This window comes from Enterobacter sp. YSU, assembly GCF_016082135.1.
GTDB classification, from domain to species: domain Bacteria; phylum Pseudomonadota; class Gammaproteobacteria; order Enterobacterales; family Enterobacteriaceae; genus Enterobacter; species Enterobacter hormaechei_C.
Genome location: NZ_CP059487.1, coordinates 1295086 through 1321448, shown reverse-complemented (window position 1 = coordinate 1321448; position 26363 = coordinate 1295086). Strand labels below are relative to the sequence as shown.

Sequence of the window (26363 nt, the reverse complement as noted above, 5' to 3'; positions counted from 1 at the left end):
CCCATGTGAGAGTAGGGAACTGCCAGGCATCAATTAAGAAGAACCCCGTACCGTAAGGTGCGGGGTTTTTTGCTTTGCACGTTCTGAAAAGTCGGGTGGTGGCCCAGCCTTACCCGCCCTACATGCTTTTCCTCCTTGAAACTTTCTCACCTTTCGTTTGCAGACTCGACATTAACCCTGTTTCTGGGTATCGTTAGCTGTCTGGATGTCTAAACGTTTATACGTATGCTTTGAGGATTTAAGGTTATGCCGATTCGGGTGCAGGACGAGCTACCAGCCGTCAATTTCTTGCGTGAAGAGAATGTCTTCGTAATGACAACTTCGCGTGCTTCTGGTCAGGAAATTCGCCCGCTGAAGGTGCTGATCCTTAATCTGATGCCAAAGAAGATCGAAACGGAGAACCAGTTCCTGCGCTTGCTCTCCAACTCTCCGCTTCAGGTTGATATCCAGCTGCTGCGCATTGACGCGCGTGAGTCACGCAACACGCCTGCTGAGCATCTGAATAACTTCTACTGTAATTTTGAAGATATTCGCAATGAGAATTTCGATGGACTGATCGTCACCGGCGCACCGCTGGGTCTGGTGGAATTTAATGACGTTGCCTACTGGCCACAGATCAGGCAGGTGCTGGAGTGGGCAAAAGATCACGTCACGTCCACCTTGTTTGTCTGTTGGGCGGTACAGGCCGCACTGAATATCCTCTATGGCATTCCCAAGCAAACCCGCAGCGACAAACTTTCTGGCGTATACGAACACCACATTCTTCACCCGCATGCGCTGCTGACGCGTGGTTTCGATGACACTTTCCTGGCCCCGCATTCTCGCTACGCCGATTTTCCGGCACAGCTGATCCGCGATTACACCGACCTGGAAATCCTGGCCGAAACGGAAGACGGCGATGCCTACCTGTTCGCCAGTAAAGACAAACGCATCGCGTTCGTTACCGGCCATCCTGAGTACGATCCACATACCCTCGCCTCAGAGTATTTTCGTGACGTTGAAGCGGGTCTGAATCCGGATGTCCCGTACAACTATTTCCCGAAAAATGATCCGCAAAACACGCCTCGGGCAACCTGGCGTAGCCACGGAAATTTGCTGTTTACCAACTGGCTCAACTATTACGTCTACCAGATTACGCCGTACGATCTGCGCCACATGAATCCGACGCTGGAGTAATCGTCTGCATTAAACGATCCTAAAGCGTTTCAGCTATTCAGATCAGGCACCTTCGGGTGCCTTTTTTATTTCCGAAATCCAACTCAACATCGAAGAAAACTTTAATTCCATATTAATCATGCAGTTGTGATTATATATAAATTAAAATGGAAATTGTTTTTGATTTTGGAAAAATTATAGATAGTCTTAATTCTGCTGAGCGAAAACTACACAACGATCTTTCGCTCGCGTCGGGGGCGTGATTTTGGATCTTTGATGAGGAGCAGAACGATGACTCAACAGGCAACAACGGTCGATGAACTGACCTTTACCCAGCCGAATGGTGAACAAGAACAGCAAGTTTTGACGGCAGAAGCGGTAGAGTTTCTGACTGAACTGGTGACTCGCTTTACGCCACAGCGTAATAAACTGCTGGCGGCGCGCATTCATCAACAGCAGGAGATCGATAACGGCAAGTTGCCAGGGTTTATTTCGGAAACCGCTTCCATTCGTCATGGTGAATGGAAAATTCGCGGAATCCCTGAAGATTTACAGGATCGTCGCGTAGAGATCACCGGTCCGGTAGAGCGCAAAATGGTGATCAACGCCATGAATGCCAACGTCAAAGTATTTATGGCGGACTTCGAAGATTCCCTCGCGCCGGACTGGCAGAAAGTTATCGACGGGCAGATCAACCTGCGCGACGCCGTCAACGGCACCATCAGCTATACCAACGAAGCCGGTAAAATTTACCAGCTCAAACCGAATCCGGCGGTGCTGATCTGCCGCGTACGCGGTCTGCATTTGCCAGAAAAACACGTCACCTGGCGCGGAGAAGCGATTCCGGGCAGCCTGTTCGACTTTGCGCTGTACTTCTTTCACAACTATAAAAACCTGCTGGCGAAAGGCAGCGGCCCCTATTTCTATCTGCCGAAAACCCAGTCCTGGCAGGAAGCGGCGTGGTGGAGTGAAGTCTTCAGCTACGCAGAAGACCGCTTTGGCCTGCCGCGCGGCACCATTAAGGCCACGCTGCTGATTGAAACCCTGCCTGCCGTATTCCAGATGCATGAGATCCTCCATGCGCTGCGTGACCATATTGTGGGCCTGAACTGCGGCCGTTGGGATTACATCTTCAGCTACATCAAAACCCTGAAAAACCATACCGACCGGGTATTGCCGGATCGTCAGGTTGTCACCATGGATAAACCGTTCCTCAGCGCCTACTCGCGCCTGCTGATTAAGACCTGCCACAAACGCGGCGCCTTTGCGATGGGCGGTATGGCGGCGTTTATCCCGAGCAAAGACGCAGAGCGTAACAATCAGGTGCTCAACAAGGTGAAAGCCGATAAAGAGCTGGAAGCCCGTAATGGCCACGACGGGACGTGGATTGCCCATCCTGGTCTGGCCGATACGGCGATGGAAGTCTTTAACCGCGTACTCGGCGACAACAAAAACCAGCTGTTTGTCACCCGTGAAGACGATGCGCCAATCGCAGAAGAACAGTTGCTGGCGCCGTGTGCGGGCGAACGCACGGAAGAGGGGATGCGCGCCAACATTCGCGTCGCCGTGCAGTACATCGAGGCATGGATCTCAGGCAACGGCTGCGTGCCTATCTACGGCCTGATGGAAGATGCCGCCACGGCGGAAATTTCACGTACCTCCATCTGGCAGTGGATCCATCATCAAAAAACGCTCAGCAACGGCAAACCGGTAACCAAAGCCCTGTTCCGTCAGATGCTGGCCGAAGAGATGCGGGTCATCCAGGACGAACTGGGCGAGCACCGCTTCAGCAGCGGGCGTTTTGACGATGCCGCACGCCTGATGGAGCAAATCACCACCTCTGATGACTTAATCGACTTCCTGACCCTGCCGGGCTACCGCTTCCTGGCGTAATTCACCACATAACAATATGGAGCATCTGCACATGAAAACCCGTACCCAACAGATCGAAGAGTTACAAAAAGAGTGGACCCAACCGCGCTGGGAAGGCATTCGCCGTCCGTACAGCGCAGAGGAAGTGGTGAAGTTACGCGGCTCGGTTAACCCGGAATGTACGCTGGCGCAGAACGGCGCGGCGAAAATGTGGGATCTGCTGCATGGGGGGTCTAAAAAAGGCTATATCAACAGCCTCGGCGCGCTGACCGGCGGTCAGGCATTGCAGCAGGCGAAGGCCGGCATTGAGGCTATCTATCTTTCCGGCTGGCAGGTCGCGGCGGATGCTAACCTTGCCTCCAGCATGTATCCGGATCAATCTCTTTATCCGGCGAACTCGGTGCCGTCAGTGGTGGATCGGATCAACAATACCTTCCGCCGTGCGGATCAGATCCAGTGGGCCGCGGGTATCGAACCCCACGATCCGCGTTTTATCGACTATTTCCTGCCGATCGTCGCCGATGCGGAAGCCGGTTTCGGCGGCGTGCTGAACGCCTTTGAGCTGATGAAATCCATGATTGAGGCCGGTGCAGCGGCCGTTCACTTTGAAGATCAGCTGGCGTCGGTGAAGAAGTGCGGGCATATGGGCGGGAAAGTGCTGGTGCCAACCCAGGAAGCGATCCAGAAGCTGGTTGCCGCGCGTCTGGCTGCTGACGTGCTCGGCGTGCCGACGCTGGTGATTGCCCGTACCGATGCTGACGCGGCGGACCTGATCACCTCTGACTGCGACCCGTATGACAGCGAATTCATTACCGGCGAACGTACCAGCGAAGGGTTCTATCGCACACATGCCGGTATTGAACAGGCGATCAGCCGCGGCCTGGCGTATGCCCCTTACGCCGACCTGGTCTGGTGTGAAACCTCCACGCCGGATCTGGCGCTGGCGAAGCGCTTTGCCGATGCGATTCATGCGAAGTATCCGGGCAAGCTGCTGGCCTATAACTGTTCGCCGTCCTTCAACTGGCAAAAGAATCTGGACGATACGACCATCGCCAGCTTCCAGCAGCAATTGTCAGATATGGGCTACAAGTACCAGTTCATCACCCTGGCGGGTATCCACAGCATGTGGTTCAACATGTTCGACCTGGCGCACGCCTACGCGCAGGGCGAAGGCATGAAACACTATGTTGAGAAGGTGCAGCAGCCAGAATTTGCGGCGGGCAAAGAAGGATATACCTTCGTTTCGCACCAGCAGGAAGTGGGAACCGGCTACTTCGATAATGTGACCACGATTATTCAGGGCGGGGCCTCCTCCGTCACGGCATTAACGGGCTCGACGGAAGAAGCACAGTTCTAATCTTTTCCCCCTCTCCCCCCTTGGGGAGAGGGTTGGGGTGAGGGGGAATATATGTCGCGTGGTCTGGAATTACTGATTGCCCAAACTATTTTGCAGGGCTTCGATGCCCAGTATGGCCGCTTTCTGGAAGTCACCTCCGGCGCGCAACAGCGTTTTGAGCACGCCGACTGGCATGCGGTTCAGCAGGCCATGAAGCAGCGTATCCATCTTTATGATCACCACGTAGGTCTGGTGGTGGAGCAACTGCGCTGTATCACCGACGGTAAAAGCCCGGATGCGGAATTTTTACTGCGCGTGAAAGAGCATTACACCCATCTGTTACCCGACTACCCGCGCTTCGAGATTGCGGAGAGCTTTTTCAACTCCGTCTATTGCCGGTTATTTGACCACCGCTCATTATCTCCTGAGCGGTTATTTATCTTCAGCTCCCAGCCGGAGCGCCGCTTCCGTACCATTCCGCGTCCGCTGGCGAAAGATTTCTTTCCCGATCGCGGCTGGGAAAAGCTCCTGCACCGCGTCTTAACGGATTTGCCGCTGCGCCTGCCGTGGGAGAATAAACCCCGGGATATCGGCTATATCCACGCATATCTCAGTGAAACCTTCGGCGAGGCGGTGCTCAGCCGCAGCCATTTGCAGGTTGCCAACGAGCTTTTCTACCGGAATAAGGCCGCCTGGCTGGTGGGCAAACTGGTTACGCCGACAGCTATCGTGCCGTTTCTGCTGCCGATTCACCGTACCGACGACGGGGAACTGTTTGTCGATACCTGCCTGACCACCGGCGCCGAGGCCAGCATCGTATTTGGCTTCGCCCGTTCCTATTTCATGGTCTATGCCCCACTGCCTGCCGCCCTGGTGGAGTGGCTGCGCGAGATCCTGCCGGGCAAAACCACCGCCGAGCTGTATATGGCGATTGGCTGTCAGAAGCATGCCAAAACGGAAAGTTATCGGGAATACCTGCGTTATGTCACCACGGCTGATGAGCAGTTTATCGAAGCGCCGGGGATCCGCGGCATGGTGATGCTGGTTTTCACACTGCCGGGCTTCGACCGCGTGTTTAAGGTGATTAAGGATAAATTTGCCCCGCAGAAAGAGATGACCGCCGCTCACGTCCGCGCCTGCTATCAGCTGGTTAAAGAGCACGATCGCGTCGGGCGAATGGCGGATACCCAGGAGTTTGAAAACTTTGTGCTGGATAAGCAGCAGATCGATCCGTCGCTGATGTCGCTGCTAATGCAGGAAGCGCCGACGAAAATTACCGATCTTGGCGATAAGATTGCGATTAGCCATCTCTACATCGAACGCCGGATGGTGCCGCTAAATATCTGGCTGGAGCAGTCCGAAGGCCAGGCTTTACGAGACGCCATTGAAGAGTACGGCAATGCGATTCGCCAGCTCGCCGCCGCCAATATTTTCCCCGGCGACATGCTGTTTAAAAACTTCGGCGTCACCCGTCACGGGCGGGTGGTGTTCTACGATTACGATGAAATTTGCTACATGACCGAGGTGAACTTCCGCGATATCCCGCCGCCGCGCTACCCGGAAGATGAACTGTCCAGCGAGCCGTGGTACAGCGTATCGCCGGGCGATGTGTTTCCGGAGGAGTTTCGCCACTGGCTTTGTGCCGACCCGCGCATCGGGCCGCTATTCGAAGAGATGCATGCCGATCTGTTCCGCGCCAGCTACTGGCGCGGGCTGCAAACGCGGATCAAAAATGGGCACGTGGAAGATGTCTATGCTTACCGCCGCAAGCAGCGGTTTTGCATCCGCTTTTCTCCCTCTCCCTGTGGGAGAGGGCCGGGGTGAGGGCATCAGGCGGCAATGCACGTTTAACGAATCCCACCATATGCCAGCGTCACCTCTTTCGCGGCCTTAATCACCATCGCGCCCAGCTCGGTGACGCGGTCGTCGGTCATACGTGAAATCGGCCCGGAGATGGAGATGGCGGCAAACGGCTCGCGGTGCTCGTCAAAAATGCAGGACGCGAGGCAGCGCAGCCCGAGGGCATGTTCTTCGTCATCAAACGAATAGCCGCGCTTGCGGGTCAGAGCCAGATCTTCTTTCAGATGCACCGGCGACACCAGCGTGGCGTGGGTATAGGCGTGCAGTCCTTTACGGTGCAGCAGCCCCGTTACCTGCTCTTCGCTCAGCTGCGAGAGAAACGCTTTCCCTGCGCCAGAGGCGTGCATCGGCAACTTGCCGCCAATCGGCGCGGACATGCGCATCAGCTGCGTACACTGCACCTGGTCGATGATAATCGCCTGGTGATCGCTCTGATCCAGCACGGCCAGGTTTACCGTCTCGCCGGACTCCTCCATCAGCTTGCGCAGAATCGGGTGGACAATCGCCAGCAGGTTGCGGCTTTGCAGGAAGCTGCTGCCGACAATAAATGCATGCGCCCCCACCGCCCAGTGCCCCAGCTCGCCCACCTGACGCACGAAGCCCAGCTGCTGCATGGTGGTCAGCAGACGGTGCGTGGTGGAGTTCGGCAGGCCAGCCTGCTGCGCCAGCTCCGTCAGGGCCACGCTACCATGCGATTCGGCTATCCATTCCAGCAGCTTCAGGCCGCGCGTCAGGGATTGAACCTGTCCGCCAGGTTGTGCAGCGGTGGTTGCAGCAGGTTTTCTGCCGCGTTTAGCGGGAACGGTCGTAACCATGACGAACTCCTTTTTCTGTATCGTGGAAATCATTTTCGTTTTATTTGGTGGTTTTGCAACCGCTTTCCTGACTGATCGGAGGAGTGATAGTGAACATGTCTCATGTTACCGCTGTGTGACTTTTCGACCCTGCGAGATTATGCCAGTATGGAACGCAGCCTTTTGGCCATGTTGAGCGTTGTCGGGAGCAAGTGTGAGCAGCAAAGTAGAGCAACTGCGTGCGCAGTTAAATGAACGAATTCTGGTGCTGGACGGCGGCATGGGCACCATGATCCAGGGCTATCGTCTGAGTGAAGACGATTTCCGCGGCGAGCGCTTTGCCGACTGGCCTTGTGACCTGAAAGGGAACAATGACCTGCTGGTGTTAAGCAAACCGTCTGTTATCAGGGATATCCACAACGCTTACTTCGAAGCGGGTGCGGATATTGTTGAAACCAACACCTTCAACTCGACAACCATCGCCATGGCGGATTACCAGATGGAATCCCTGTCGGCGGAGATCAACTTTGAAGCGGCGAAGCTGGCGCGCGCCTGCGCCGACGAATGGACGGCCCGTACGCCGGACAAGCCGCGCTACGTAGCCGGGGTGCTGGGCCCAACCAACCGCACCGCGTCGATTTCTCCGGACGTCAACGACCCGGCGTTTCGGAACATCACCTTTGACCAGCTGGTTACCGCCTACCGCGAGTCGACCAAAGCGCTGGTGGAAGGCGGTTCCGATCTGATCCTGATTGAAACCGTATTCGACACCCTCAACGCTAAAGCCGCGATTTACGCGGTGAAAGAGGAGTTCGAGGCGCTGGGCGTCGACCTGCCGATCATGATTTCCGGCACCATCACCGACGCCTCGGGGCGCACGCTTTCCGGCCAGACAACCGAAGCGTTTTATAACTCCCTGCGCCACGCCGAAGCGCTCTCCTTCGGCCTGAACTGCGCGCTGGGGCCGGACGAGCTGCGCCAGTACGTGCAGGAGCTTTCGCGCATCGCAGAGTGCTACGTCACCGCCCACCCGAACGCCGGTCTGCCGAACGCGTTTGGTGAGTACGATCTGGATGCCGACACCATGGCGGCGCAAATCCGCGAATGGGCCGAATCTGGTTTCCTCAACATCGTCGGCGGCTGCTGCGGCACCACGCCGGAGCATATCGCCGCCATGAGCCGCGCCGTCGCCGGGCTTCCACCGCGCAAGCTACCCGAGCTTCCGGTAGCCTGTCGTCTGTCCGGCCTGGAGCCGTTGACCATCGGCGACGATAGCCTGTTTGTGAACGTGGGTGAACGTACTAACGTTACCGGTTCTGCGAAGTTCAAGCGCCTGATCAAAGAAGAGAAGTACAGCGAAGCGCTGGACGTTGCTCGCCAGCAGGTGGAAAGTGGCGCGCAGATTATCGATATCAACATGGACGAGGGGATGCTCGACGCCGAAGCGGCAATGGTGCGTTTCCTCAATCTGATTGCCGGTGAGCCGGATATCGCCCGCGTGCCGATCATGATTGACTCTTCCAAATGGGAAGTCATCGAAAAAGGGCTGAAGTGCATTCAGGGCAAAGGCATCGTTAACTCCATCTCGATGAAAGAGGGCGTCGATACCTTTATCCACCACGCGAAGCTGGTCCGTCGCTACGGAGCCGCCGTGGTGGTGATGGCCTTCGATGAAGTGGGCCAGGCCGATACCCGCGAGCGCAAGATTGAGATTTGCCGCCGCGCGTACAAAATTTTGACCGAAGAGGTGGGCTTCCCGCCGGAAGACATTATCTTCGACCCGAACATCTTCGCCGTCGCGACCGGCATCGAAGAGCACAACAACTACGCCCAGGACTTTATCGGCGCGTGTGAAGACATTAAACGCGAGCTACCGCATGCGCTGATCTCCGGCGGCGTGTCAAACGTGTCGTTCTCGTTCCGCGGCAACGACCCGGTGCGTGAGGCGATCCACGCCGTATTCCTCTACTACGCCATCCGCAACGGGATGGACATGGGGATCGTCAACGCCGGCCAGCTGGCAATTTACGACGATCTGCCAGCCGAGCTGCGCGACGCCGTAGAAGACGTGATCCTCAATCGTCGTGACGACGCCACCGAACGCATGCTGGATCTGGCGGAAAAATACCGCGGCAGTAAATCTGACGAATCAGCCAACGTTCAACAGGCCGAATGGCGCTCCTGGGATGTGAATAAGCGTCTGGAATACTCGCTGGTAAAAGGCATTACCGAGTTTATCGAGCAGGATACCGAGGAAGCGCGTCAGCAGGCCGCCCGTCCGATTGAAGTGATCGAAGGGCCGCTGATGGACGGTATGAACGTGGTCGGCGATCTGTTCGGCGAGGGCAAAATGTTCCTGCCGCAGGTGGTGAAATCCGCCCGCGTCATGAAGCAGGCGGTGGCGTATCTGGAACCCTTTATCGAAGCCAGCAAAGAGAAGGGCTCCAGTAACGGTAAAATGGTCATCGCCACCGTGAAGGGCGACGTACACGACATCGGCAAAAACATCGTTGGCGTGGTGTTGCAGTGTAATAACTACGAAATTATCGATCTTGGCGTAATGGTCCCGGCGGATAAAATCCTCAGGACCGCGCGCGAAGTGAATGCGGATCTGATTGGTCTTTCCGGGCTGATTACGCCTTCGCTTGACGAAATGGTCAACGTGGCAAAAGAGATGGAGCGCCAGGGCTTTACCATTCCGCTGCTGATTGGCGGGGCAACCACCTCGAAAGCCCACACGGCGGTGAAAATCGAGCAGAACTACAGTGGGCCGACGGTGTATGTCCAAAACGCCTCGCGCACCGTGGGCGTGGTCTCCGCGCTGCTGTCCGACACCCAGCGCGATGACTTTGTCGCCCGCACCCGCAAAGAGTATGAAACCGTCCGCATTCAGCATGGACGTAAGAAACCGCGCACGCCGCCGGTTTCGCTTCAGGCGGCGCGCGATAACGATCTGGCGTTCGACTGGTCCAGCTATACGCCGCCGGTCGCACACCGTCTGGGCGTGCAGGACGTGACGGCCAGCATCGAAACGCTGCGTAACTACATCGACTGGACGCCGTTCTTCATGACCTGGTCGCTGGCGGGCAAATATCCGCGCATTCTTGAAGATGAGGTGGTGGGCGAAGAGGCGAAGCGCCTGTTTAAAGATGCTAACGACATGCTCGACAGGCTGAGCGCAGAGAAAGCCCTCAACCCGCGCGGCGTGGTGGGGCTGTTCCCGGCGAACCGCGTGGGCGACGATGTGGAAATCTACCGCGATGAAACCCGCACCCACGTGCTGGCCGTGAGCCACCACCTGCGCCAGCAAACCGAGAAAGTGGGCTTTGCCAACTACTGCCTGGCGGATTTCGTCGCACCGAAACTCTCCGGTAAAGCCGACTATATCGGCGCCTTTGCCGTAACCGGTGGTCTGGAAGAAGACGCGCTGGCGGATGCGTACGACGCGCAGCACGATGATTACAACAAAATCATGGTGAAAGCGATCGCCGACCGTCTGGCGGAAGCCTTCGCTGAATATCTGCATGAACGCGTACGTAAGGTGCACTGGGGCTACGCGGCGAATGAGAATCTCAGCAACGAGGAGCTAATCCGCGAAAATTACCGGGGCATTCGTCCGGCGCCGGGGTATCCGGCCTGCCCGGAACACACCGAGAAGGGCACTATCTGGAAGTTGCTGGACGTCGAAGCGCATACCGGCATGAAGCTCACCGAGTCGTTCGCCATGTGGCCGGGCGCGTCCGTTTCCGGCTGGTACTTCAGCCATCCGGACAGCAAGTACTTCGCCGTGGCACAGCTTCAGCGCGATCAGATTGAGGATTACGCCCTGCGTAAAGGCATGAGCGTGTCAGAGGTGGAACGCTGGCTGGCGCCGAATTTGGGCTACGACGCAGACTAACGTCACTTTTCCTTACAACAAACAGGGCACCGCTATGGTGCCTTGTCTCTTTCTTACGTTTAAACCCTTATACTGAACCTCAGGAAAACGAATAACGATAAGGAGGAATGCCTACCGTGTTGACGTTGTTACACCTGCTCTCCGCAGTCGCACTGCTGGTATGGGGCACCCATATCGTTCGTACCGGCGTGATGCGTGTGTTTGGCGCACGTTTACGTACCGTTCTCAGCGGCAGCGTTGAGAAGAAGCCGCTCGCCTTCTGCGCGGGTATTGGCGTCACGGCGCTGGTGCAAAGCAGCAACGCCACCACCATGCTCGTCACCTCGTTCGTGGCGCAGGATCTGGTGGCGCTCGCCCCGGCGCTGGTGATTGTCCTTGGCGCCGACGTCGGTACCGCGCTGATGGCGCGTATCCTGACATTCGATCTCTCCTGGCTGTCGCCACTACTGATTTTTATCGGCGTCATTTTTTTCCTCGGCCGTAAGCAAAGCCGTGCCGGGCAGCTTGGCCGCGTCGGTATTGGCCTCGGGCTGATCCTGCTGGCACTGGAGCTGATTGTGCAGGCTGTCACGCCGATCACCCAGGCCAACGGTGTGCAGGTCATCTTCGCCTCGTTAACCGGCGATATTATGCTGGATGCGCTGATCGGCGCGGTATTCGCCATCGTCAGCTACTCCAGCCTGGCAGCGGTCCTGCTGACGGCGACCTTAACCGCCGCAGGGGTAATTTCCTTCCCGGTGGCGCTGTGCCTGGTGATCGGTGCCAACCTCGGCTCTGGCCTGCTGGCGATGCTCAACAACAGCGCCGCCAACGCTGCCGCCCGCCGGGTGGCGCTGGGGAGTTTACTGTTTAAGCTGGTGGGTAGCCTGATCATTCTGCCGTTTGTGCACCCGCTGGCGAACCTGATGGATAATCTCTCTCTGCCGAAAGCGGAGCTGGTGATCTACTTCCACGTCTTCTACAACCTGGTGCGCTGTCTGGCAATGGTGCCGTTTGCCGCGCCGATGGCCCGCTTCTGCGAGCGGCTTATTCGTGATGAACCGGAGCTGGACGCGCGCCTTAAACCGAAGCATCTGGACACCTCGGTGCTGGATACTCCTGCGCTGGCAATCGCCAATGCCGCCCGCGAAACGCTGCGCATGGGCGACGCGATGGAAACCATGCTGGAAGGGCTGCAAAAGGTGATGCACGGCGAGCCGCGCGAAGAAAAAGAGCTGCGCAGGCTGGCGGACGATATCAACGTGCTGTATACCGCCATCAAGCTCTATCTGGCGCGGATCCCCCAGGACGAGCTGGCGGAAGAGGAGTCGCGCCGCTGGGCGGAAATCATCGAGATGTCGCTTAACCTGGAGCAGGCTTCGGATATTGTCGAGCGTATGGGCAGTGAAATCGCAGACAAATCCCTGGCCGCACGCCGGGCGTTTTCTGTTGAAGGGCTGAAAGAGCTGGAAGCGCTGCACGAACAGCTGGTCAGCAACCTGAAGCTGGCGATGTCGGTCTTCTTCTCCAGCGACGTGCCGAGCGCGCGCCGCCTGCGCCGCAATAAGCATCGTTTCCGCATCCTTAATCGCCGCTACTCACACGCCCACGTTGAGCGTCTGCACCAGCAGAACGTGCAGAGTATCGAGACCAGCTCACTCCACCTGGGACTGCTGGGCGATATGAAGCGCCTGAACTCGTTGTTCTGTGCGGTGGCGTACAGCGTGATGGAGCAGCCGGATGAAGACGATGAGCGGGATGAGTATTAATCCCCAGAGGGTTTGATTGTTAACCCAAGGCCCAATGCTTTCATGACCGCCAGCGTGGTTTTGAGCGTTGGGTTCCCCTTATCACTGAATGATCGATACAGTTGTTCTCGTGACAGACCCGTTTGCTGGGAAATGGTCGACATCCCTTTCGCTCGGGCGATGACGCCCAGCGCTTCAGCAATGTACGCTGAGTCACCCGTCTCTAATGCATCAGCCATAAACACAGCGATTTCCTCGTCATCCACCAGTGCGTTGGCTGGATCGTAGGGTGTTAATTTATGCATGCTCATTCACTCCTGCCATTGGGATACATTGCTCAGCATTTTTGCCATAAGTATGTCTCTGGCCTGGCTGCTTTTGTCACCACCTCATAACAGCACGATGATGCAATTGCCCTGGTCCTTAAAATAGACTCTGTAGCCCGGGCCAAAGTGGATCCTCAGTTCACTGATTCCTTCCCCCACGGGTCTAATGTCGCCCGCTAAGCCATTTGCCAGCCTAAAGAGGCGGGAAGCGATAATCGTCTTTGCCCGCCTGTCCTTTAAATTTTGCTCCCAGCGTCGGAAGGATTCTGTCTGAACGATCTCCTTCATATTACTCCCTGTGATTTATAAACTACAAGCAATTGTCTCTGGAGAGTAAAGCTAAAAGGAGTTAGCTCAAGGATAAATAGCCTGACGCTAAATCCTGAAAGCGTCTCGCAAACTAAAAAACCCGTCTCAGTAACCGTCGGCTAATCTTTTTTTCCAGCCCAAACCTAAGGTATATTTCGCCCTTCACAGGAGAAACTATGCTGCCAACTCAATCAACCCGATTAAACAAATACATTAGCGAGAGCGGGATCTGCTCACGTCGCGAGGCTGACCGTTACATTGAACAGGGTAACGTGTTTCTTAACGGCAAACGCGCCACCATTGGCGATCAGGTAGTGCCTGGCGATGTGGTGAAAGTGAATGGTCAGGTCATCGAACCGCGTGATGCCGAAGACCTGGTGTTTATCGCGTTGAACAAGCCGGTTGGGATTGTCAGCACTACGGAAGATGGCGAGCGGGACAACATCGTTGATTTCGTGAACCACAGCAGCCGTATTTTCCCGATTGGCCGTCTGGATAAAGACTCTCAGGGGCTGATTTTCCTTACCAACCACGGTGACCTGGTCAACAAAATTCTGCGTGCCGGTAACGACCACGAGAAAGAGTACATTGTTACGGTGAACAAGCCGGTCACGGACGAGTTCATCCGGGGAATGGGCGCAGGTGTGCCGATTCTGGGCACCGTGACGAAGAAGTGTAAAGTCAGAAAAGAGGCGCCGTTTGCGTTTCGTATCACGCTGGTGCAGGGCCTGAACCGCCAGATCCGCCGCATGTGCGAGTACTTCGGTTATGAAGTGACGAAGCTGGAACGCACGCGCATCATGAACGTCAGCCTGTCCGGGATCCCGCTGGGCGAGTGGCGTGATTTAACGGATGACGAGCTGATCGAGCTGTTCAAACTTATCGAGAACTCCTCGTCCGAAGCGAAGCCGAAAGCTAAAGCCAAACCGAAAACGCAGGCGATTAAGCGTCCGGTGGTGAAGGCACCGCAGGCGGAAGAGAAAGGGCGGGGCAAGCCGGGCAACGGAAAACGCTTTACCCAGCCGGGGCGCAAAAAGAAAGGGCGCTGATTAGCGCCTTCCACGGGTTGATGTGCTGGCGGACCAGGAAAAAGTCGCCTCTGCATCAGGTTTATAAGCCTGCTCTTTTTTCAGCTTGCGGGCTTTTTTCGCCGCAGCATCACGTTGCGCCATCAGTTTATCGATGTACTCTTTTTTAACCTGATTGGTTTCGGCGTTCGTCAGCGTGCGGCCATGCGTGATGCGGGCGCGGTCGAGAAGCGTTTTCAGTTCGCGCTGCTCGGCTTCGGTCATGTCTTTCTGGGTCAAACGTGGTGTAGCCATTGCTGAAGCCTCCTGATGGGGAGGCTTCAGTGTAAAGCAAGCCGGGTCAATTAACCCTGTTTCACCGCATCTTTTTTCGGTTGGTCATCAATCGGCTTACCGGACCAGTATCCTGCTAACAGCGAACCGGACAGGTTGTGCCAGACAGAGAACAGCGCCCCCGGCAGCGCTGCCAGCGGTGAGAAGTAAATTTTACCCAGCGCCGCCGCCAGGCCGGAGTTCTGCATCCCCACTTCGATCGCCAGCGTGCGGCAGGTGGATTCGTCAAAGCCAAACAGCTTTCCGCCCCAGTAACCGCCCAGCAGACCAATAGTGTTATGCAGCACAACCGCGACGATCACCACAAAGCCCACCGAAGCAATGTGCGATGCGGAACCGGCTACCACGGCGCTGATAATGGCCAGAATGCAGACCATCGAAAACGCGGGCAGATACGGCTCAACCGCTTTCACCACCCGCGGGAAGAGATGGTGGATCACCAGCCCCAGCGCAATCGGGATCACCACGATTTGCAGGATGCTGAGCAGCATGCCCATCACGTCCACCTGGATATGCGCGTCGACGTACAGGCGGGTTAACAGAGGCGTGGCAATCACGCCCACCAGCGTGGAAACGGACGAGATGGTGACGGAGAGCGCCACGTCGCCTTTCGCCAGATAGATCATGACGTTAGATGCCGTACCGCTGGCGACGCTCCCCACCAGCACCATCCCGGCGGAAAGGTCGGGCGGCATCTTAAAGGCCATCGCCAGCAGCCATGCCGCGAGCGGCATCACCAGGTAGTGCAGGAAAATCCCTGCGGCAACCGGTGCCGGGCGAGACAGCACGCGTTTGAAATCGTCAATTTTCAGATGCACGCCCATGCCGAACATAATCAGCATCAGCAGCGTGGTGACCCACGGACCAATGCCCGTGAACGTGGCAGGAGTGTAATACGCGAGTACAGAGAGCAGCAGCGCCCATAACGGGAACAGCCGGGTGATAGCGGAGAGCATAGTGAATTCCTTGCAGTATTGTCGTGTTGTTTTGTTATAAAAAAGCCGGGTCTGTGCCCGGCTTATTGATATTGTTTATCGTGCTAACGAATTTTATTCAAACAAATTCTGATGAAGTTTCTGCACGACCTGCTCGGCCTGATCGGCAGGGACCAGGAAGCAGAGGTTGTAGCTGGACGCGCCGTAGCAAATCATGCGGATATTGAACGGGTCGAGCACGCCGAACACCTCTTTGCCCACGCCGCACGCGCGCGACAGCTTATTACCGATGATGGCAACCAGCGCCAGATCTTCTTCCACCTCCACGCGGCACAACTCGGAAAGCTCAATCAGCAGCGACTGCGTCAGCAGGGTGTCGCCGGTAGAGGTGGAGCCGGTGGTGTCGAGCGTCAGCGCGATGCTGACTTCTGACGTGGTGATCAGGTCCACGGAGATATTGTGGCGCGCCAGGATGCCAAACACTTCCGCCAGAAATCCACGGGAGTGCAGCATATTATGGCTGTGCAGGGTAACCAGCGTCTGCTTACGACGCAGGGCCAGCGCGCGGAACAGCGGTGGGTTCTCGGTTTTCTTGCAGACCAGCGTCCCGCCCGCCTTTGGATCTTTACTGGAGCCAACGAAGACCGGAATGTCGCTGCGCACGGCGGGCAGCAGCGTGGCCGGGTGCAGCACTTTCGCGCCGAAAGTCGCCATTTCAGCCGCTTCTTCAAAGGCGATCACGTCAATACGTTTTGCCGCAGAGACCACGCGTGGGTCGGTGGTGTAGATACCCGGCACGTCCGTCCAGATATCCACGCGGGTGGCGTGCAGGGCTTCACCCAGCAGGGCGGCGGTGTAGTCGCTGCCGCCACGGCCCAGCGTGGTTGTGCGCCCTTTGGCTTCGCTGCCGATAAAGCCCTGGGTGATCACTATGCCTTCATCCAGGCGCGGGGCAAGCTGCTGGTTAGTCAGCTCAGCCAGGGCTTCCACGTCCGGCTCGGCGCGGCCAAAGCGGTCGCTGGTGCGCATCACTTTACGCACGTCGAACCACTGCGCCTGAATATTGCGCTCGCGCATGATCTCAACGAACAGCAGTGTGGACATCAGTTCGCCGTGGCTGACCAGTTCATCGGTCAGTGCGCTGGAGGTGGCCAGCGACGCGGCTTCTGCCAGGGTGGTGATATTTTCCAGCAGGCGTTCCACTTCCTCACGAATGACGTTCGGGTTTTGCAGACGCTCGAGAATGTCGAACTGAATTTTGCGCAGTGCATCCAGCTTCACGAAACGCTCGGTCGCTTCCAGTCCTTCAGACAGGGAAACCAGCAGGTTCGTCACGCCGGCTGAGGCGGAAAGCACCACCAGGCGGGTATTCGGATCGGCCAGCACCACATCGGCGCTGCGGTTCATGGCATCGTAGTCTGCCACACTGGTGCCGCCAAACTTGGCGACCACAAAACTCGTCATAACAACCTCGTGTCAGGGAATGAATAGAGCGACCTTGGCACAAGAATGAAGCGAGAACAGGTGCAGGCGCAAAATACGGCCCTATAAATAAAATGCGGGGGAGGTCCTGTCAATGCTGGGATTATGCGGATTTTTCATGGGGGGGTACCCCTCAGAAACAGGACTTATAACAGGCCCATATTTTATGCTCCTTTTTCCCCCTTTTTGACCAACATTTCGCCACGCCGGAAGGGCGCGACAGCAGCTATACTTTTCGGGTCTTTTCACCTGCGTTTGATGCAGACCAGGGCAATGGCATAAAAACCATCACAATTTTTATTTGCAGGCGCTACAATCGACCGCAGTCACAATTCTCAAATCAGAAGAGTATTGCTATGAAAAACATCAACCCAACGCAGACCGCTGCATGGCAGGCACTACAGAAACATTTTGATGAAATGAAAGACGTCACTATCGCGGATCTGTTCGCGAAAGATGCCGATCGTTTCAGCAAGTTTTCCGCCACCTTCGATGACCTGATGCTGGTGGATTTCTCCAAGAACCGTATCACCGAAGAGACGCTGGCGAAGCTGCAAGATCTGGCGAAAGAGACTGAGCTGGCAGATGCCATCAAATCCATGTTCTCCGGTGAGAAAATCAACCGCACCGAAGACCGTGCCGTCCTGCACGTGGCCCTGCGTAACCGTAGCAATACGCCAATTATCGTAGACGGCAAAGATGTGATGCCGGAAGTGAACGCGGTGCTGGAAAAGATGAAAACCTTCTCTGAAGCGATCATCTCAGGTAGCTGGAAAGGCTACACCGGCAAAGCGATCACCGACGTCGTAAACATCGGTATCGGCGGCTCTGACCTCGGCCCGTTCATGGTGACCGAGGCGCTGCGCCCGTACAAAAACCACCTCAACATGCACTTCGTGTCCAACGTCGATGGGACTCACATCGCTGAAGTGCTGAAAAAGGTGAACCCGGAAACCACGCTGTTCCTGGTGGCGTCTAAAACCTTCACCACTCAGGAAACCATGACCAACGCCCACAGCGCGCGCGACTGGTTCCTGAAAACCGCGGGCGACGAAAAGCACGTGGCGAAACACTTTGCGGCGCTGTCCACCAACGGTAAAGCGGTGGGTGAGTTCGGTATTGATACCGCGAACATGTTTGAGTTCTGGGACTGGGTGGGCGGCCGCTACTCACTGTGGTCTGCGATCGGTCTGTCCATCATCCTGTCCGTGGGCTTCGACAACTTCGTTGAACTGCTCTCCGGCGCGCACGCGATGGACAAACACTTCTCCACCACCGCGCCTGAGAAAAACCTGCCGGTACTGCTGGCGCTGATCGGGATCTGGTACAACAACTTCTTCGGCGCTGAAACCGAAGCGATTCTGCCGTACGACCAGTACATGCACCGCTTTGCGGCCTACTTCCAGCAGGGCAACATGGAATCCAACGGCAAGTACGTTGACCGTAACGGCAACGCGGTGGATTACCAGACTGGCCCAATCATCTGGGGCGAGCCGGGCACCAACGGCCAGCACGCGTTCTACCAGCTGATCCACCAGGGCACCAAAATGGTACCGTGCGATTTCATCGCCCCGGCGATTACGCACAACCCACTGTCCGACCACCATCCGAAGCTGCTGTCTAACTTCTTCGCCCAGACCGAAGCGCTGGCGTTCGGTAAATCCCGCGAGGTGGTTGAGCAGGAATACCGTGACCAGGGTAAAGATCCGGCTACGCTGGAGCACGTTGTGCCGTTTAAAGTGTTCGAAGGCAACCGTCCAACTAACTCCATTCTGCTGCGCGAAATCACGCCGTTCAGCCTGGGTGCGCTGATTGCCCTCTACGAGCACAAAATCTTCACTCAGGGCGCTATTCTGAACATCTTTACCTTTGACCAGTGGGGCGTTGAGCTGGGCAAACAGCTGGCAAACCGCATTCTGCCAGAGCTGGGTGACGATAAAGCGATCGACAGCCACGACAGCTCCACCAATGGTCTGATTAACCGTTATAAAGCCTGGCGTGCGTAATAAATATGTCATGAACAATGCCGGCGATATGCCGGCATTTTTTTATCGGATAATTCCTGATGTCTGTTAGTTATCTCAAATTCTGAATCTGAGTTTAATCCGAAAAAGACGGTAACCCCGTTAATTGCTGAGGTTTATTTTAAGAAAATACGGAGTGATATTTTAATGTTCTTATATTATAAATTGTTGATTTATAGTGATTATATATTTCCTTGATTCTTTTTTCCTTCCATTTTTAACCATTAGTCTGAAAACCTCATCCCTATTTACCCCCACGGTAAACCCACTGCTTTAGTTGTGTATACTCGAATCCGCCTGAATTTCTTTTCGGGCAAATCTCCATTCATTCATTGAAGGGAAATTGTTATGAAGAAAGTACTGTATGGCATTTTTGCCATATCTGCGCTTGCGGCGACGTCTGTCTATGCAGCTCCGGTCCAGGTCGGGGAAGCAGCAGGGTCGGCAGCGACGTCTGCGTCTGCGGGGAGTTCTACCGCAGCCAGCACCAGCGCCGTAAGTTCAGCCGTGGGTGTCGCGCTGGCGGCAACCGGTGGCGGTGATGGCTCCAATACCGGAACCACGACCACTACGACGACCAGCACCCAGTAATAACGGGTGTTTTAATCATAACCACACTTCGGTGTGGTTATTTCGCCCCTTCGGAGAAGAGTCGTGAAGCGACCTGCAATCATCCTGATTTGCCTGCTGTTGCAGGCGTGCTCAGCTACCACCAAAGGGCTGGGCCACTCACTGTGGGACAGCATGTTCGGCACGCCGGGCGTGCATCTGACCGATGACGAACTTCAGAACATGCCGTATGCCAGCCAGTACATGCAGCTAAACGATGGTCCGCAACTGTTTGTGGTGCTCGCTTTCGATGAAAACGGGCAGCAGAAATGGGTGACGCAGGATCAGGCCACCATCGTGACGCAGCATTCCCGCATCGTGAAAACGTTGCTCGGCGGCGACAACCTGCTTGAGGTGAACAACCTGGCTGAAGATCCGCTCATCAAGCCGAATCAGATCGTCGATGGCGCAAGCTGGACGCGCACGATGGGCTGGACCGAGCATAAACAGGTGCGCTACGCCACGGCCCGCTCCACCTTCCGCTGGGACGGTACGGACAGTGTCAAAGTGGGCAGCGACGAAACGCAGGTGCGCGTGCTGGATGAAGAAGTGACAACCGATCAGGCCACCTGGCATAACCGCTTCTGGGTGGACGAAGAGGGGCAAATCCGCCAGTCCTTACAGTATCTCGGTGCCGGTTTCTTCCCGGTGAAGGCCACCCTGATCAAGGCGGCGAAATCATGAAAATGTTCATCCACATTGCGCTTCTCGCCAGCCTGACCTCGCCGCTGGCGTGGTCTGCGGGAACGGTACAGGTCTACACCCCGGACAGCGAAAAACCTAAAACCTTAACCAATGCCGGGCATCTGCTCGATCTGGTGGGGCAGCCGAGGCTGGCGAAAAGCTGGTGGACCGGGGCGGTGATCAGCGAGCGTCAGGCGACGATCGTAGCGGAACAAAAACATCAGGCGCTGCTCGCCCGACTGAGCGGGCTGGCACAACAGGAAGATACCGACGATGCCGCGGCCATTACTAGCCTGCGTCAACAGCTTCAGGCGGTTAAGGTGACGGGGCGCCAGAAGGTGAATCTGGATCCGGATGAGGTGCGCGTTGCGGAAAACGGCAATCCGTCGCTGGAAGGGGACTATACCCTGTGGCTTCCGGCTCAACCTTCCACCGTCACCGTGATGGGGCTTCTCAGCAGCCCTGGCAAAAAGCCGTTTACGCCGGGCCGGGACGTGGCGAGCTATCTCGACGAGCAAAGTCTGCTCAGCGGAGCGGATAACAGCTATGCCTGGGTGGTCTATCCGGACGGGCATACGCAGAAAGCGCCGGTGGCTTACTGGAATAAACGCCATATCGAACCTATGCCAGGCAGCATCATTTTTGTCGGTTTTGCCGACCATTTCTGGACGAAAGCGTATGACGGGCTTAATGCCGATATCCTTCGCTCCCTGATACAGCGGATACCGGAATAATGAAAAAAACCTATCTCTACAGCATGCTTGCACTGTGCGTGAGTGCCGCCTGTCATGCAGAAACGTATCCGGCACCCATCGGCCCATCGCAGTCCGATTTTGGCGGCGTGGGCTTACTGCAAACCCCAACCGCGCGTATGGCCCGCGAGGGGGAAATCAGCCTTAACTATCGCGATAACGATCAGTACCGTTACTACTCTGCGTCCGTGCAGCTGTTCCCCTGGCTGGAGACCACGCTGCGCTACACCGACGTGCGTACAAAACAGTACAGCAGCGTGGATGCCTTCTCCGGCGACCAGACTTATAAAGACAAAGCTTTCGACGTGAAGCTGCGCCTGTGGGAAGAGAGCTACTGGATGCCGCAGGTCTCCGTTGGTGCGAAGGATATCGGCGGGACCGGCCTGTTTGACGCGGAATACATCGTGGCCAGCAAAGCCTGGGGACCGTTTGATTTCTCACTCGGTCTGGGATGGGGCTATCTCGGCACCAGCGGCAACGTCAAAAATCCGTTCTGTACCTACAGCGATAAATACTGCTACCGCGATAACAGCTACCAGAAAGCGGGCTCCATCAACGGGGACCAGATGTTCCACGGCCCGGCCTCGCTGTTTGGCGGCGTGGAGTATCAAACACCGTGGCAGCCGTTACGTCTGAAGCTGGAGTACGAAGGAAACGACTACTCGCAGGACTTCGCCGGGAAAATTGAGCAAAAGAGCAAGTTTAACGTCGGCGCCATTTACCGCGTCACCGACTGGGCCGACGTTAACCTCAGCTATGAGCGCGGTAATACCCTGATGTTTGGCTTTACCCTGCGCACTAACTTTAACGACATGCGGCCGCACTACAATGACAACCCGCGGCCAAAATATCAGCCGGAGCCGCAGGATGCGATCATTCAGCACTCCGTGGTAGCGAATCAGCTGACGCTGCTGAAATATAACGCGGGCCTGGCGGATCCAAAGATCCAGACCAAAGGCGATACGCTGTACGTCACCGGCGAGCAGGTAAAATACCGCGACTCCCGCGAAGGGATCGAGCGCGCCAACCGGATCGTCATGAACGATCTGCCGGAGGGGATCCGCACGATCCGCGTGACGGAGAACCGCCTCAACCTGCCGCAGGTCACAACCGAAACCGATGTTGCCAGCCTTAAGCGTCATCTTGAAGGCGAACCGCTGGGACATGAAACCGAGCTGGTACAAAAACGCGTTGAGCCGGTGGTGCCAGAGAGCACCGAGCAGGGCTGGTATATCGATAAATCCCGCTTCGATTTCCATATCGATCCGGTGCTGAACCAGTCCGTGGGTGGGCCGGAAAACTTCTACATGTATCAGCTGGGGGCGATGGCGACGGCGGATCTGTGGGTGACCGACCACCTGTTGACCACCGGTAGTCTGTTCGGCAACATTGCTAACAACTACGACAAATTTAACTACACCAACCCGCCGAACGATTCAAAACTGCCGCGCGTGCGTACCCGCGTTCGCGAATATGTGCAGAACGATATCTACGTGAATAACCTCCAGGCCAACTACTTCCAGTACTTCGGCAATGGCTTCTACGGCCAGGTTTACGGTGGCTATCTGGAAACCATGTTCGGCGGCGCCGGGGCAGAAGTGCTTTATCGTCCTGTCGACAGCAACTGGGCGTTTGGGGTTGATGCCAACTACGTGAAACAGCGTGACTGGCGCAGCGCGCAGGACATGATGAAGTTCACCGACTACAGCGTCAAAACCGGCCACCTGACCGCCTACTGGACGCCGTCGTTCGCGCAGGACGTGCTGGTGAAAGCCAGCGTCGGCCAGTATCTGGCGGGTGATAAGGGCGGTACGCTGGATATCTCCAAACACTTCGACAGCGGCGTGGTGGTGGGCGGCTATGCCACCATCACCAACGTTTCGCCAGACGAGTACGGGGAAGGGGACTTCACCAAAGGGGTGTACGTGTCGATTCCGCTGGATCTGTTCTCATCAGGCCCAACCCGCAGCCGTGCGGCAGTGGGCTGGACGCCGCTGACGCGCGACGGCGGTCAGCAGCTTGGACGTAAATTCCAGCTGTATGATATGACCAGCGATAAGAACATTAACTTCCGCTGATGCTTATTTGCCCGGTGGCGCTGCGCTTACCGGGCCTACGAGAGTGTTTTTGTAGGCCGGGCAAACGCAGTGCCGCCCGGCAAGAATGTTCATCTGGACAAAACATAAACAAAAAATATAGATCCCCGTCACATTTTTGCGTTATACAGGAACCTCGCCCTGGAGAATGAGGTGCTGTATGACATCCCTGACTCGTCCGCGCGTTGAGTTTATCTCAACGATACTCCAGACCGTGCTGAACCTCGGTCTGCTGAGCCTTGGCCTGATCCTGGTCGTTTTTCTGGGTAAAGAGACGGTGCATCTGGCGGATGTGCTGTTCGCCCCTGAGCAAACCAGCAAATACGCGCTGGTGGAAGGCCTGGTGGTCTACTTTCTCTACTTTGAATTTATCGCCCTGATTGTGAAGTACTTTCAGTCCGGCTTTCACTTCCCGCTGCGCTATTTTGTCTACATTGGCATCACCGCCATTGTGCGGCTGATCATCGTCGATCATAAATCCCCGCTCGACGTGCTGATCTACTCGGCGGCGATCCTGCTGCTGGTGATCACCCTCTGGCTGTGCAACTCGAAGCGGCTGAAACGCGAATAAAAAAAATGGCGGCCCGGAGGCCGCCGAATAACAGTCACAAGTTGGTTCAATACAATACGTCTAAAGTTGAGGGTTGCAGTGGCATAACAAATGAAACTTAACCTTTCACACCGCCCGCCGTCAGGCCGTTGACCAGCCAGCGCTGGGCCAGCAGGAACACCACGGTAATCGGGATGGCAGAGAGGACGGCCGCCGCGGCAAAGTCGCCCCACAGGTAGTTTTGCGGGTTGAGGTACTGCTGCATACCGACGGCAAGGGTGTAGCTGTTCACATCGCGCAGTAGCAGTGAGGCGACCGGGACTTCGGTGATGGCCGCGATAAACGACAGGATAAACACCACCGCCAGAATCGGCACCGACAGCGGCAGCAGCACCAGACGGAACGCCTGCCACGGTGTCGCCCCATCCAGCGCCGCCGCTTCTTCCAGCGAGCCGTCTATGGTTTCGAAATAGCCTTTGATGGTCCACACGTGCAGGGCGATGCCGCCAAGATAGGCGAAGATCACGCCGCCGTGAGTGTTCAGGCCGATGAACGGCACATACTGCCCAAGACGGTCAAACAGGGCATACAACGCCACCAGCGACAGCACGGCCGGGAACATCTGGAAAATCAGCATCCCTTTCAGCAGCGTCGCTTTGCCCGGGAAACGCATACGGGCGAAGGCGTAAGCGCAGGTGGTGGAGAGCGTCACGATGCCGATCGCAGTGATGGTCGCCACCTTCACCGAGTTCCATAGCCACAGCAGCACCGGGAACGGCGGCGGCGTGACGCGGCCATCCGCATGTTCCACGCTGAAGCCCAGCGCGAGCTTCCAGTGCTCCCAGGAGATTTCGTCCGGGATCAGGCTCCCGGTGGCGAAGTTCCCCGAGCGCAGGGAGATGGCGATAACCATCAGCAGCGGGAACATGATCGCCGCGATGAAAATCAGCAGGCCTAAGTGCGTCGCGAGGAGGCGCAGTTTCTGAGATTTGGGTTGTACCATTGCCATGTTCAGTGCCCTCCTTAGTCAAATTTCATACGTGTGGCTTTCAGGTTCACAATCGCCAGGGCGCCCACCAGCAGGAAGATCAGGGTGGCAATCGCCGCCGCCAGGCCGAAGTCCTGACCGCCGCCGCCCTCGAAGGCGATGCGGTAGGTGTAGCTCACGAGCAGGTCGGTATAGCCTGCCGGCGTGGTGGTGCCGAGACGGTCCGGGCCACCGTTGGTCAACAGCTGAATCAGCACAAAGTTGTTAAAGTTAAAGGCGAAGCTGGCGATCATCAGCGGCGTCAGAGGCTTAATGAGCAGCGGCAGGGTAATTTTGAAGAAGTTCTGGAACGGACCCGCGCCGTCCATCGCCGAGGCTTCGTACAGATCGTCCGGGATAGCCTTCAGCAGCCCCATGCACAGGATCATCATGTACGGATAACCGAGCCAGGTGTTCACGATGATAATCATCGAGCGGGCGGTGGTTGGGTCGCTGAACCAGGCCGGTTTGATACCGAACAGCGCGCTCAGCATCATGTTGATTTCACCGAAGCTCTGGTTAAACAGCCCTTTGAAAATCAGAATCGAGATAAACGACGGCACGGCGTAGGGCAGAATCAGCAGCACGCGGTAAATCGCTTTGCCTTTCAGGGACTCCCACTGCACGAGGCAGGCCAGCACCATGCCCACGGCCACGGTCAGGATCACGGTCAGCACCGAGAATACCACCGTCCAGACGAAGATGGCGAAGAAGGGTTTCTGGATGCCTTCGTCGGTAAATACGCGGGTGAAGTTGTCCCAGCCGATGGTGACGGTATAGCCCGGGCTGAGTTTGTCGTCGCCCCAGCTGCCGTCGGCATTCACCGACTGATAGAAACCGATATCGTTGTTCGGACGGTACTTCACGCCGCTCTGGTTGTTGGTCAGCGTGCCGTCATCCGCCAGAGTATAAAGCGGCTGCGTGCCGGAGAACTGACGCAGCGAGCTCATGGTCACTTTGCTTTCGTCTGGCAGCACGGCGGTGAGCTGGGTCAGCGCCTGACGATTCTGGGTAATGATACGCAGGTTCGCACGTTCACCTTCCGGCAGGGCCGCAGCCTCTTTTAAGGCCAGCTTCTGCTCGCCGCCAAATTTGAACGCGTCGGAAAGATAGGTTTTGCCGCTCTCACCGTCAGTGAGCGCTAACTTCCACTCGTCACCCGTGGGATACAGGCCGAAGTTAAAGGTTTTACCCGCCTGGTAAGAACGATCCAGAAGCACCTGGGTGGCACGCTCCTGCGCGAGCTGGTTGGTGCTGCTGTAGTTGGTAAAGGCAATCGCGATGGTGCAGATCAGCGGAAAGAGGACAAACAGCCCCATCCCGGCAACGCCCGGGTAGACATAGCGCCAGGCGTACGCTTTACGGTTGGCGAAAATATACAGGCCAACCGAGCTTAAAATCAGCGTCATGATGGCAAACAGGTATTCCCCTTGCACGTACATTAAAACAACAAGGTAACCCACCAGCAGACACAGCAGACCTATCACTGACCACTTCAGTGCGTCGCTTTGCCACCAGTGTTTCTTTTTAATGACATCCATGGGGTTCTTCCTCTACAACGGTGGA

General features: G+C 56.4%; 20 protein-coding genes and 1 pseudogene. 13 read left to right on the top strand and 8 right to left on the bottom strand.

Annotation, left to right across the window (positions count from 1 at the left end; all coding sequences use genetic code 11):
- The first annotated feature begins 246 nt into the window (after nucleotides 1-246).
- The 4 genes from metA (at nucleotide 247) to aceK (ending at nucleotide 6187) form a co-directional block, all read left to right on the top strand.
- Nucleotides 247-1176 carry a homoserine O-acetyltransferase MetA gene (gene metA / locus H2Z33_RS06395; protein WP_045349128.1) on the top strand — a complete coding sequence of 310 codons (930 nt, stop codon included), beginning with the start codon at nucleotides 247-249 and terminating at the stop codon, nucleotides 1174-1176.
- Nucleotides 1177-1446: 270 nt separating this feature from the next.
- Nucleotides 1447-3048: a malate synthase A gene (gene aceB / locus H2Z33_RS06390; RefSeq protein ID WP_032646862.1), complete on the top strand. Its 1602-nt coding sequence runs from the start codon at nucleotides 1447-1449 to the stop codon at nucleotides 3046-3048.
- A 31-nt stretch (nucleotides 3049-3079) separates the two neighbouring features.
- The gene (gene aceA, locus H2Z33_RS06385) at nucleotides 3080-4384 is read left to right on the top strand and encodes an isocitrate lyase (protein WP_023295753.1); all 1305 of its coding nucleotides are present in this window, start codon (nucleotides 3080-3082) and stop codon (nucleotides 4382-4384) included.
- 51 nt (nucleotides 4385-4435) lie between these two features.
- A complete protein-coding gene (gene aceK, locus H2Z33_RS06380; RefSeq protein WP_047056486.1) occupies nucleotides 4436-6187 on the top strand; it encodes a bifunctional isocitrate dehydrogenase kinase/phosphatase in 1752 nt (583 codons plus the stop codon).
- 23 nt (nucleotides 6188-6210) lie between these two features.
- Here the strand turns inward: aceK and iclR are convergent, their stop codons facing one another.
- Nucleotides 6211-7038, bottom strand: coding sequence for a glyoxylate bypass operon transcriptional repressor IclR (gene iclR, locus H2Z33_RS06375; RefSeq protein ID WP_003860353.1), 828 nt, complete (start codon nucleotides 7036-7038; stop codon nucleotides 6211-6213).
- A gap of 193 nt (nucleotides 7039-7231) precedes the next feature.
- Here iclR and metH point away from each other — a divergent pair, with 193 nt between their 5' ends.
- The gene (metH, locus tag H2Z33_RS06370) at nucleotides 7232-10915 is read left to right on the top strand and encodes a methionine synthase (protein ID WP_063135420.1); all 3684 of its coding nucleotides are present in this window, start codon (nucleotides 7232-7234) and stop codon (nucleotides 10913-10915) included.
- A 116-nt stretch (nucleotides 10916-11031) separates the two neighbouring features.
- Nucleotides 11032-12663, top strand: a complete 1632-nt coding sequence (locus H2Z33_RS06365) for a Na/Pi cotransporter family protein (RefSeq protein ID WP_003860350.1) — start codon at nucleotides 11032-11034, stop codon at nucleotides 12661-12663.
- Here H2Z33_RS06365 and H2Z33_RS06360 read toward each other — a convergent pair.
- Nucleotides 12660-12947 (bottom strand): addiction module antidote protein, encoded by a 288-nt coding sequence (locus H2Z33_RS06360; protein ID WP_032672198.1) that lies wholly within the window; start codon nucleotides 12945-12947, stop codon nucleotides 12660-12662. The two genes, H2Z33_RS06365 and H2Z33_RS06360, sit on opposite strands and share 4 nt — an antisense overlap.
- A 6-nt stretch (nucleotides 12948-12953) precedes the next feature.
- A pseudogene (locus H2Z33_RS06355) lies at nucleotides 12954-13256 on the bottom strand (type II toxin-antitoxin system RelE/ParE family toxin).
- Between the two features lie 197 nt (nucleotides 13257-13453).
- Here H2Z33_RS06355 and rluF point away from each other — a divergent pair.
- On the top strand, nucleotides 13454-14326 hold the full coding sequence (rluF, locus tag H2Z33_RS06350) for a 23S rRNA pseudouridine(2604) synthase RluF (protein WP_003860347.1): 873 nt from the start codon (nucleotides 13454-13456) through the stop codon (nucleotides 14324-14326).
- Here rluF and H2Z33_RS06345 read toward each other — a convergent pair whose 3' ends face one another.
- The 3 genes from H2Z33_RS06345 to lysC form a co-directional block, all read right to left on the bottom strand.
- Complete coding sequence (locus H2Z33_RS06345; RefSeq protein WP_032668823.1) at nucleotides 14327-14599, bottom strand: DUF3811 domain-containing protein; 273 nt, start codon at nucleotides 14597-14599, stop codon at nucleotides 14327-14329. It abuts the gene before it with no gap.
- A gap of 50 nt (nucleotides 14600-14649) precedes the next feature.
- Nucleotides 14650-15594, bottom strand: a complete 945-nt coding sequence (panS, locus tag H2Z33_RS06340; protein WP_015570166.1) for a ketopantoate/pantoate/pantothenate transporter PanS — start codon at nucleotides 15592-15594, stop codon at nucleotides 14650-14652.
- 93 nt (nucleotides 15595-15687) lie between these two features.
- Nucleotides 15688-17037, bottom strand: a complete 1350-nt coding sequence (lysC, locus tag H2Z33_RS06335; protein ID WP_006810501.1) for a lysine-sensitive aspartokinase 3 — start codon at nucleotides 17035-17037, stop codon at nucleotides 15688-15690.
- A gap of 374 nt (nucleotides 17038-17411) precedes the next feature.
- Here lysC and pgi point away from each other — a divergent pair, with 374 nt between their 5' ends.
- The 6 genes from pgi to psiE all read left to right on the top strand — a co-directional run bounded on the left by pgi (nucleotide 17412) and on the right by psiE (nucleotide 23791).
- Nucleotides 17412-19061, top strand: a complete 1650-nt coding sequence (gene pgi / locus H2Z33_RS06330; RefSeq protein WP_003860343.1) for a glucose-6-phosphate isomerase — start codon at nucleotides 17412-17414, stop codon at nucleotides 19059-19061.
- Nucleotides 19062-19427: 366 nt separating this feature from the next.
- Nucleotides 19428-19670 (top strand): exopolysaccharide production protein YjbE, encoded by a 243-nt coding sequence (gene yjbE, locus H2Z33_RS06325; protein WP_003860341.1) that lies wholly within the window; start codon nucleotides 19428-19430, stop codon nucleotides 19668-19670.
- Between the two features lie 63 nt (nucleotides 19671-19733).
- The gene (locus H2Z33_RS06320; protein ID WP_017382614.1) at nucleotides 19734-20372 is read left to right on the top strand and encodes a YjbF family lipoprotein; all 639 of its coding nucleotides are present in this window, start codon (nucleotides 19734-19736) and stop codon (nucleotides 20370-20372) included.
- Complete coding sequence (locus tag H2Z33_RS06315; protein ID WP_015570167.1) at nucleotides 20369-21106, top strand: capsule biosynthesis GfcC D2 domain-containing protein; 738 nt, start codon at nucleotides 20369-20371, stop codon at nucleotides 21104-21106. The genes H2Z33_RS06320 and H2Z33_RS06315 overlap by 4 nt, the downstream gene beginning before the upstream one ends.
- Nucleotides 21106-23202 carry a YjbH domain-containing protein gene (locus H2Z33_RS06310; RefSeq protein ID WP_017382616.1) on the top strand — a complete coding sequence of 699 codons (2097 nt, stop codon included), beginning with the start codon at nucleotides 21106-21108 and terminating at the stop codon, nucleotides 23200-23202. The genes H2Z33_RS06315 and H2Z33_RS06310 overlap by 1 nt, the downstream gene beginning before the upstream one ends.
- A 178-nt stretch (nucleotides 23203-23380) precedes the next feature.
- Entirely contained in the window at nucleotides 23381-23791 is a 411-nt protein-coding gene (gene psiE / locus H2Z33_RS06305) for a phosphate-starvation-inducible protein PsiE (protein ID WP_000202963.1), read from the top strand.
- Between the two features lie 97 nt (nucleotides 23792-23888).
- On the opposite strand, the gene malG is transcribed toward psiE, so the two are convergent.
- On the bottom strand, nucleotides 23889-24779 hold the full coding sequence (malG, locus tag H2Z33_RS06300; protein ID WP_003860332.1) for a maltose ABC transporter permease MalG: 891 nt from the start codon (nucleotides 24777-24779) through the stop codon (nucleotides 23889-23891).
- Nucleotides 24780-24793: 14 nt separating this feature from the next.
- Nucleotides 24794-26338: a maltose ABC transporter permease MalF gene (malF, locus tag H2Z33_RS06295; protein WP_017694723.1), complete on the bottom strand. Its 1545-nt coding sequence runs from the start codon at nucleotides 26336-26338 to the stop codon at nucleotides 24794-24796.
- Nucleotides 26339-26363: the final 25 nt, after the last annotated feature.

What these genes read in the sequence shown, in the direction of transcription:
- metA (WP_045349128.1), top strand. Translation starts at nt 247, where the DNA reads ATGCCGATTCGGGTGCAGGACGAGCTACCAGCCGTCAATTTCTTGCGT.
- aceB (WP_032646862.1), top strand. Translation starts at nt 1,447, where the DNA reads ATGACTCAACAGGCAACAACGGTCGATGAACTGACCTTTACCCAGCCG.
- aceA (WP_023295753.1), top strand. Translation starts at nt 3,080, where the DNA reads ATGAAAACCCGTACCCAACAGATCGAAGAGTTACAAAAAGAGTGGACC.
- aceK (WP_047056486.1), top strand. Translation starts at nt 4,436, where the DNA reads ATGTCGCGTGGTCTGGAATTACTGATTGCCCAAACTATTTTGCAGGGC.
- iclR (WP_003860353.1), bottom strand. Translation starts at nt 7,038, where the DNA reads ATGGTTACGACCGTTCCCGCTAAACGCGGCAGAAAACCTGCTGCAACC.
- H2Z33_RS06360 (WP_032672198.1), bottom strand. Translation starts at nt 12,947, where the DNA reads ATGCATAAATTAACACCCTACGATCCAGCCAACGCACTGGTGGATGAC.
- rluF (WP_003860347.1), top strand. Translation starts at nt 13,454, where the DNA reads ATGCTGCCAACTCAATCAACCCGATTAAACAAATACATTAGCGAGAGC.
- H2Z33_RS06345 (WP_032668823.1), bottom strand. Translation starts at nt 14,599, where the DNA reads ATGGCTACACCACGTTTGACCCAGAAAGACATGACCGAAGCCGAGCAG.
- panS (WP_015570166.1), bottom strand. Translation starts at nt 15,594, where the DNA reads ATGCTCTCCGCTATCACCCGGCTGTTCCCGTTATGGGCGCTGCTGCTC.
- lysC (WP_006810501.1), bottom strand. Translation starts at nt 17,037, where the DNA reads ATGACGAGTTTTGTGGTCGCCAAGTTTGGCGGCACCAGTGTGGCAGAC.
- pgi (WP_003860343.1), top strand. Translation starts at nt 17,412, where the DNA reads ATGAAAAACATCAACCCAACGCAGACCGCTGCATGGCAGGCACTACAG.
- yjbE (WP_003860341.1), top strand. Translation starts at nt 19,428, where the DNA reads ATGAAGAAAGTACTGTATGGCATTTTTGCCATATCTGCGCTTGCGGCG.
- H2Z33_RS06315 (WP_015570167.1), top strand. Translation starts at nt 20,369, where the DNA reads ATGAAAATGTTCATCCACATTGCGCTTCTCGCCAGCCTGACCTCGCCG.
- H2Z33_RS06310 (WP_017382616.1), top strand. Translation starts at nt 21,106, where the DNA reads ATGAAAAAAACCTATCTCTACAGCATGCTTGCACTGTGCGTGAGTGCC.
- psiE (WP_000202963.1), top strand. Translation starts at nt 23,381, where the DNA reads ATGACATCCCTGACTCGTCCGCGCGTTGAGTTTATCTCAACGATACTC.
- malG (WP_003860332.1), bottom strand. Translation starts at nt 24,779, where the DNA reads ATGGCAATGGTACAACCCAAATCTCAGAAACTGCGCCTCCTCGCGACG.
- malF (WP_017694723.1), bottom strand. Translation starts at nt 26,338, where the DNA reads ATGGATGTCATTAAAAAGAAACACTGGTGGCAAAGCGACGCACTGAAG.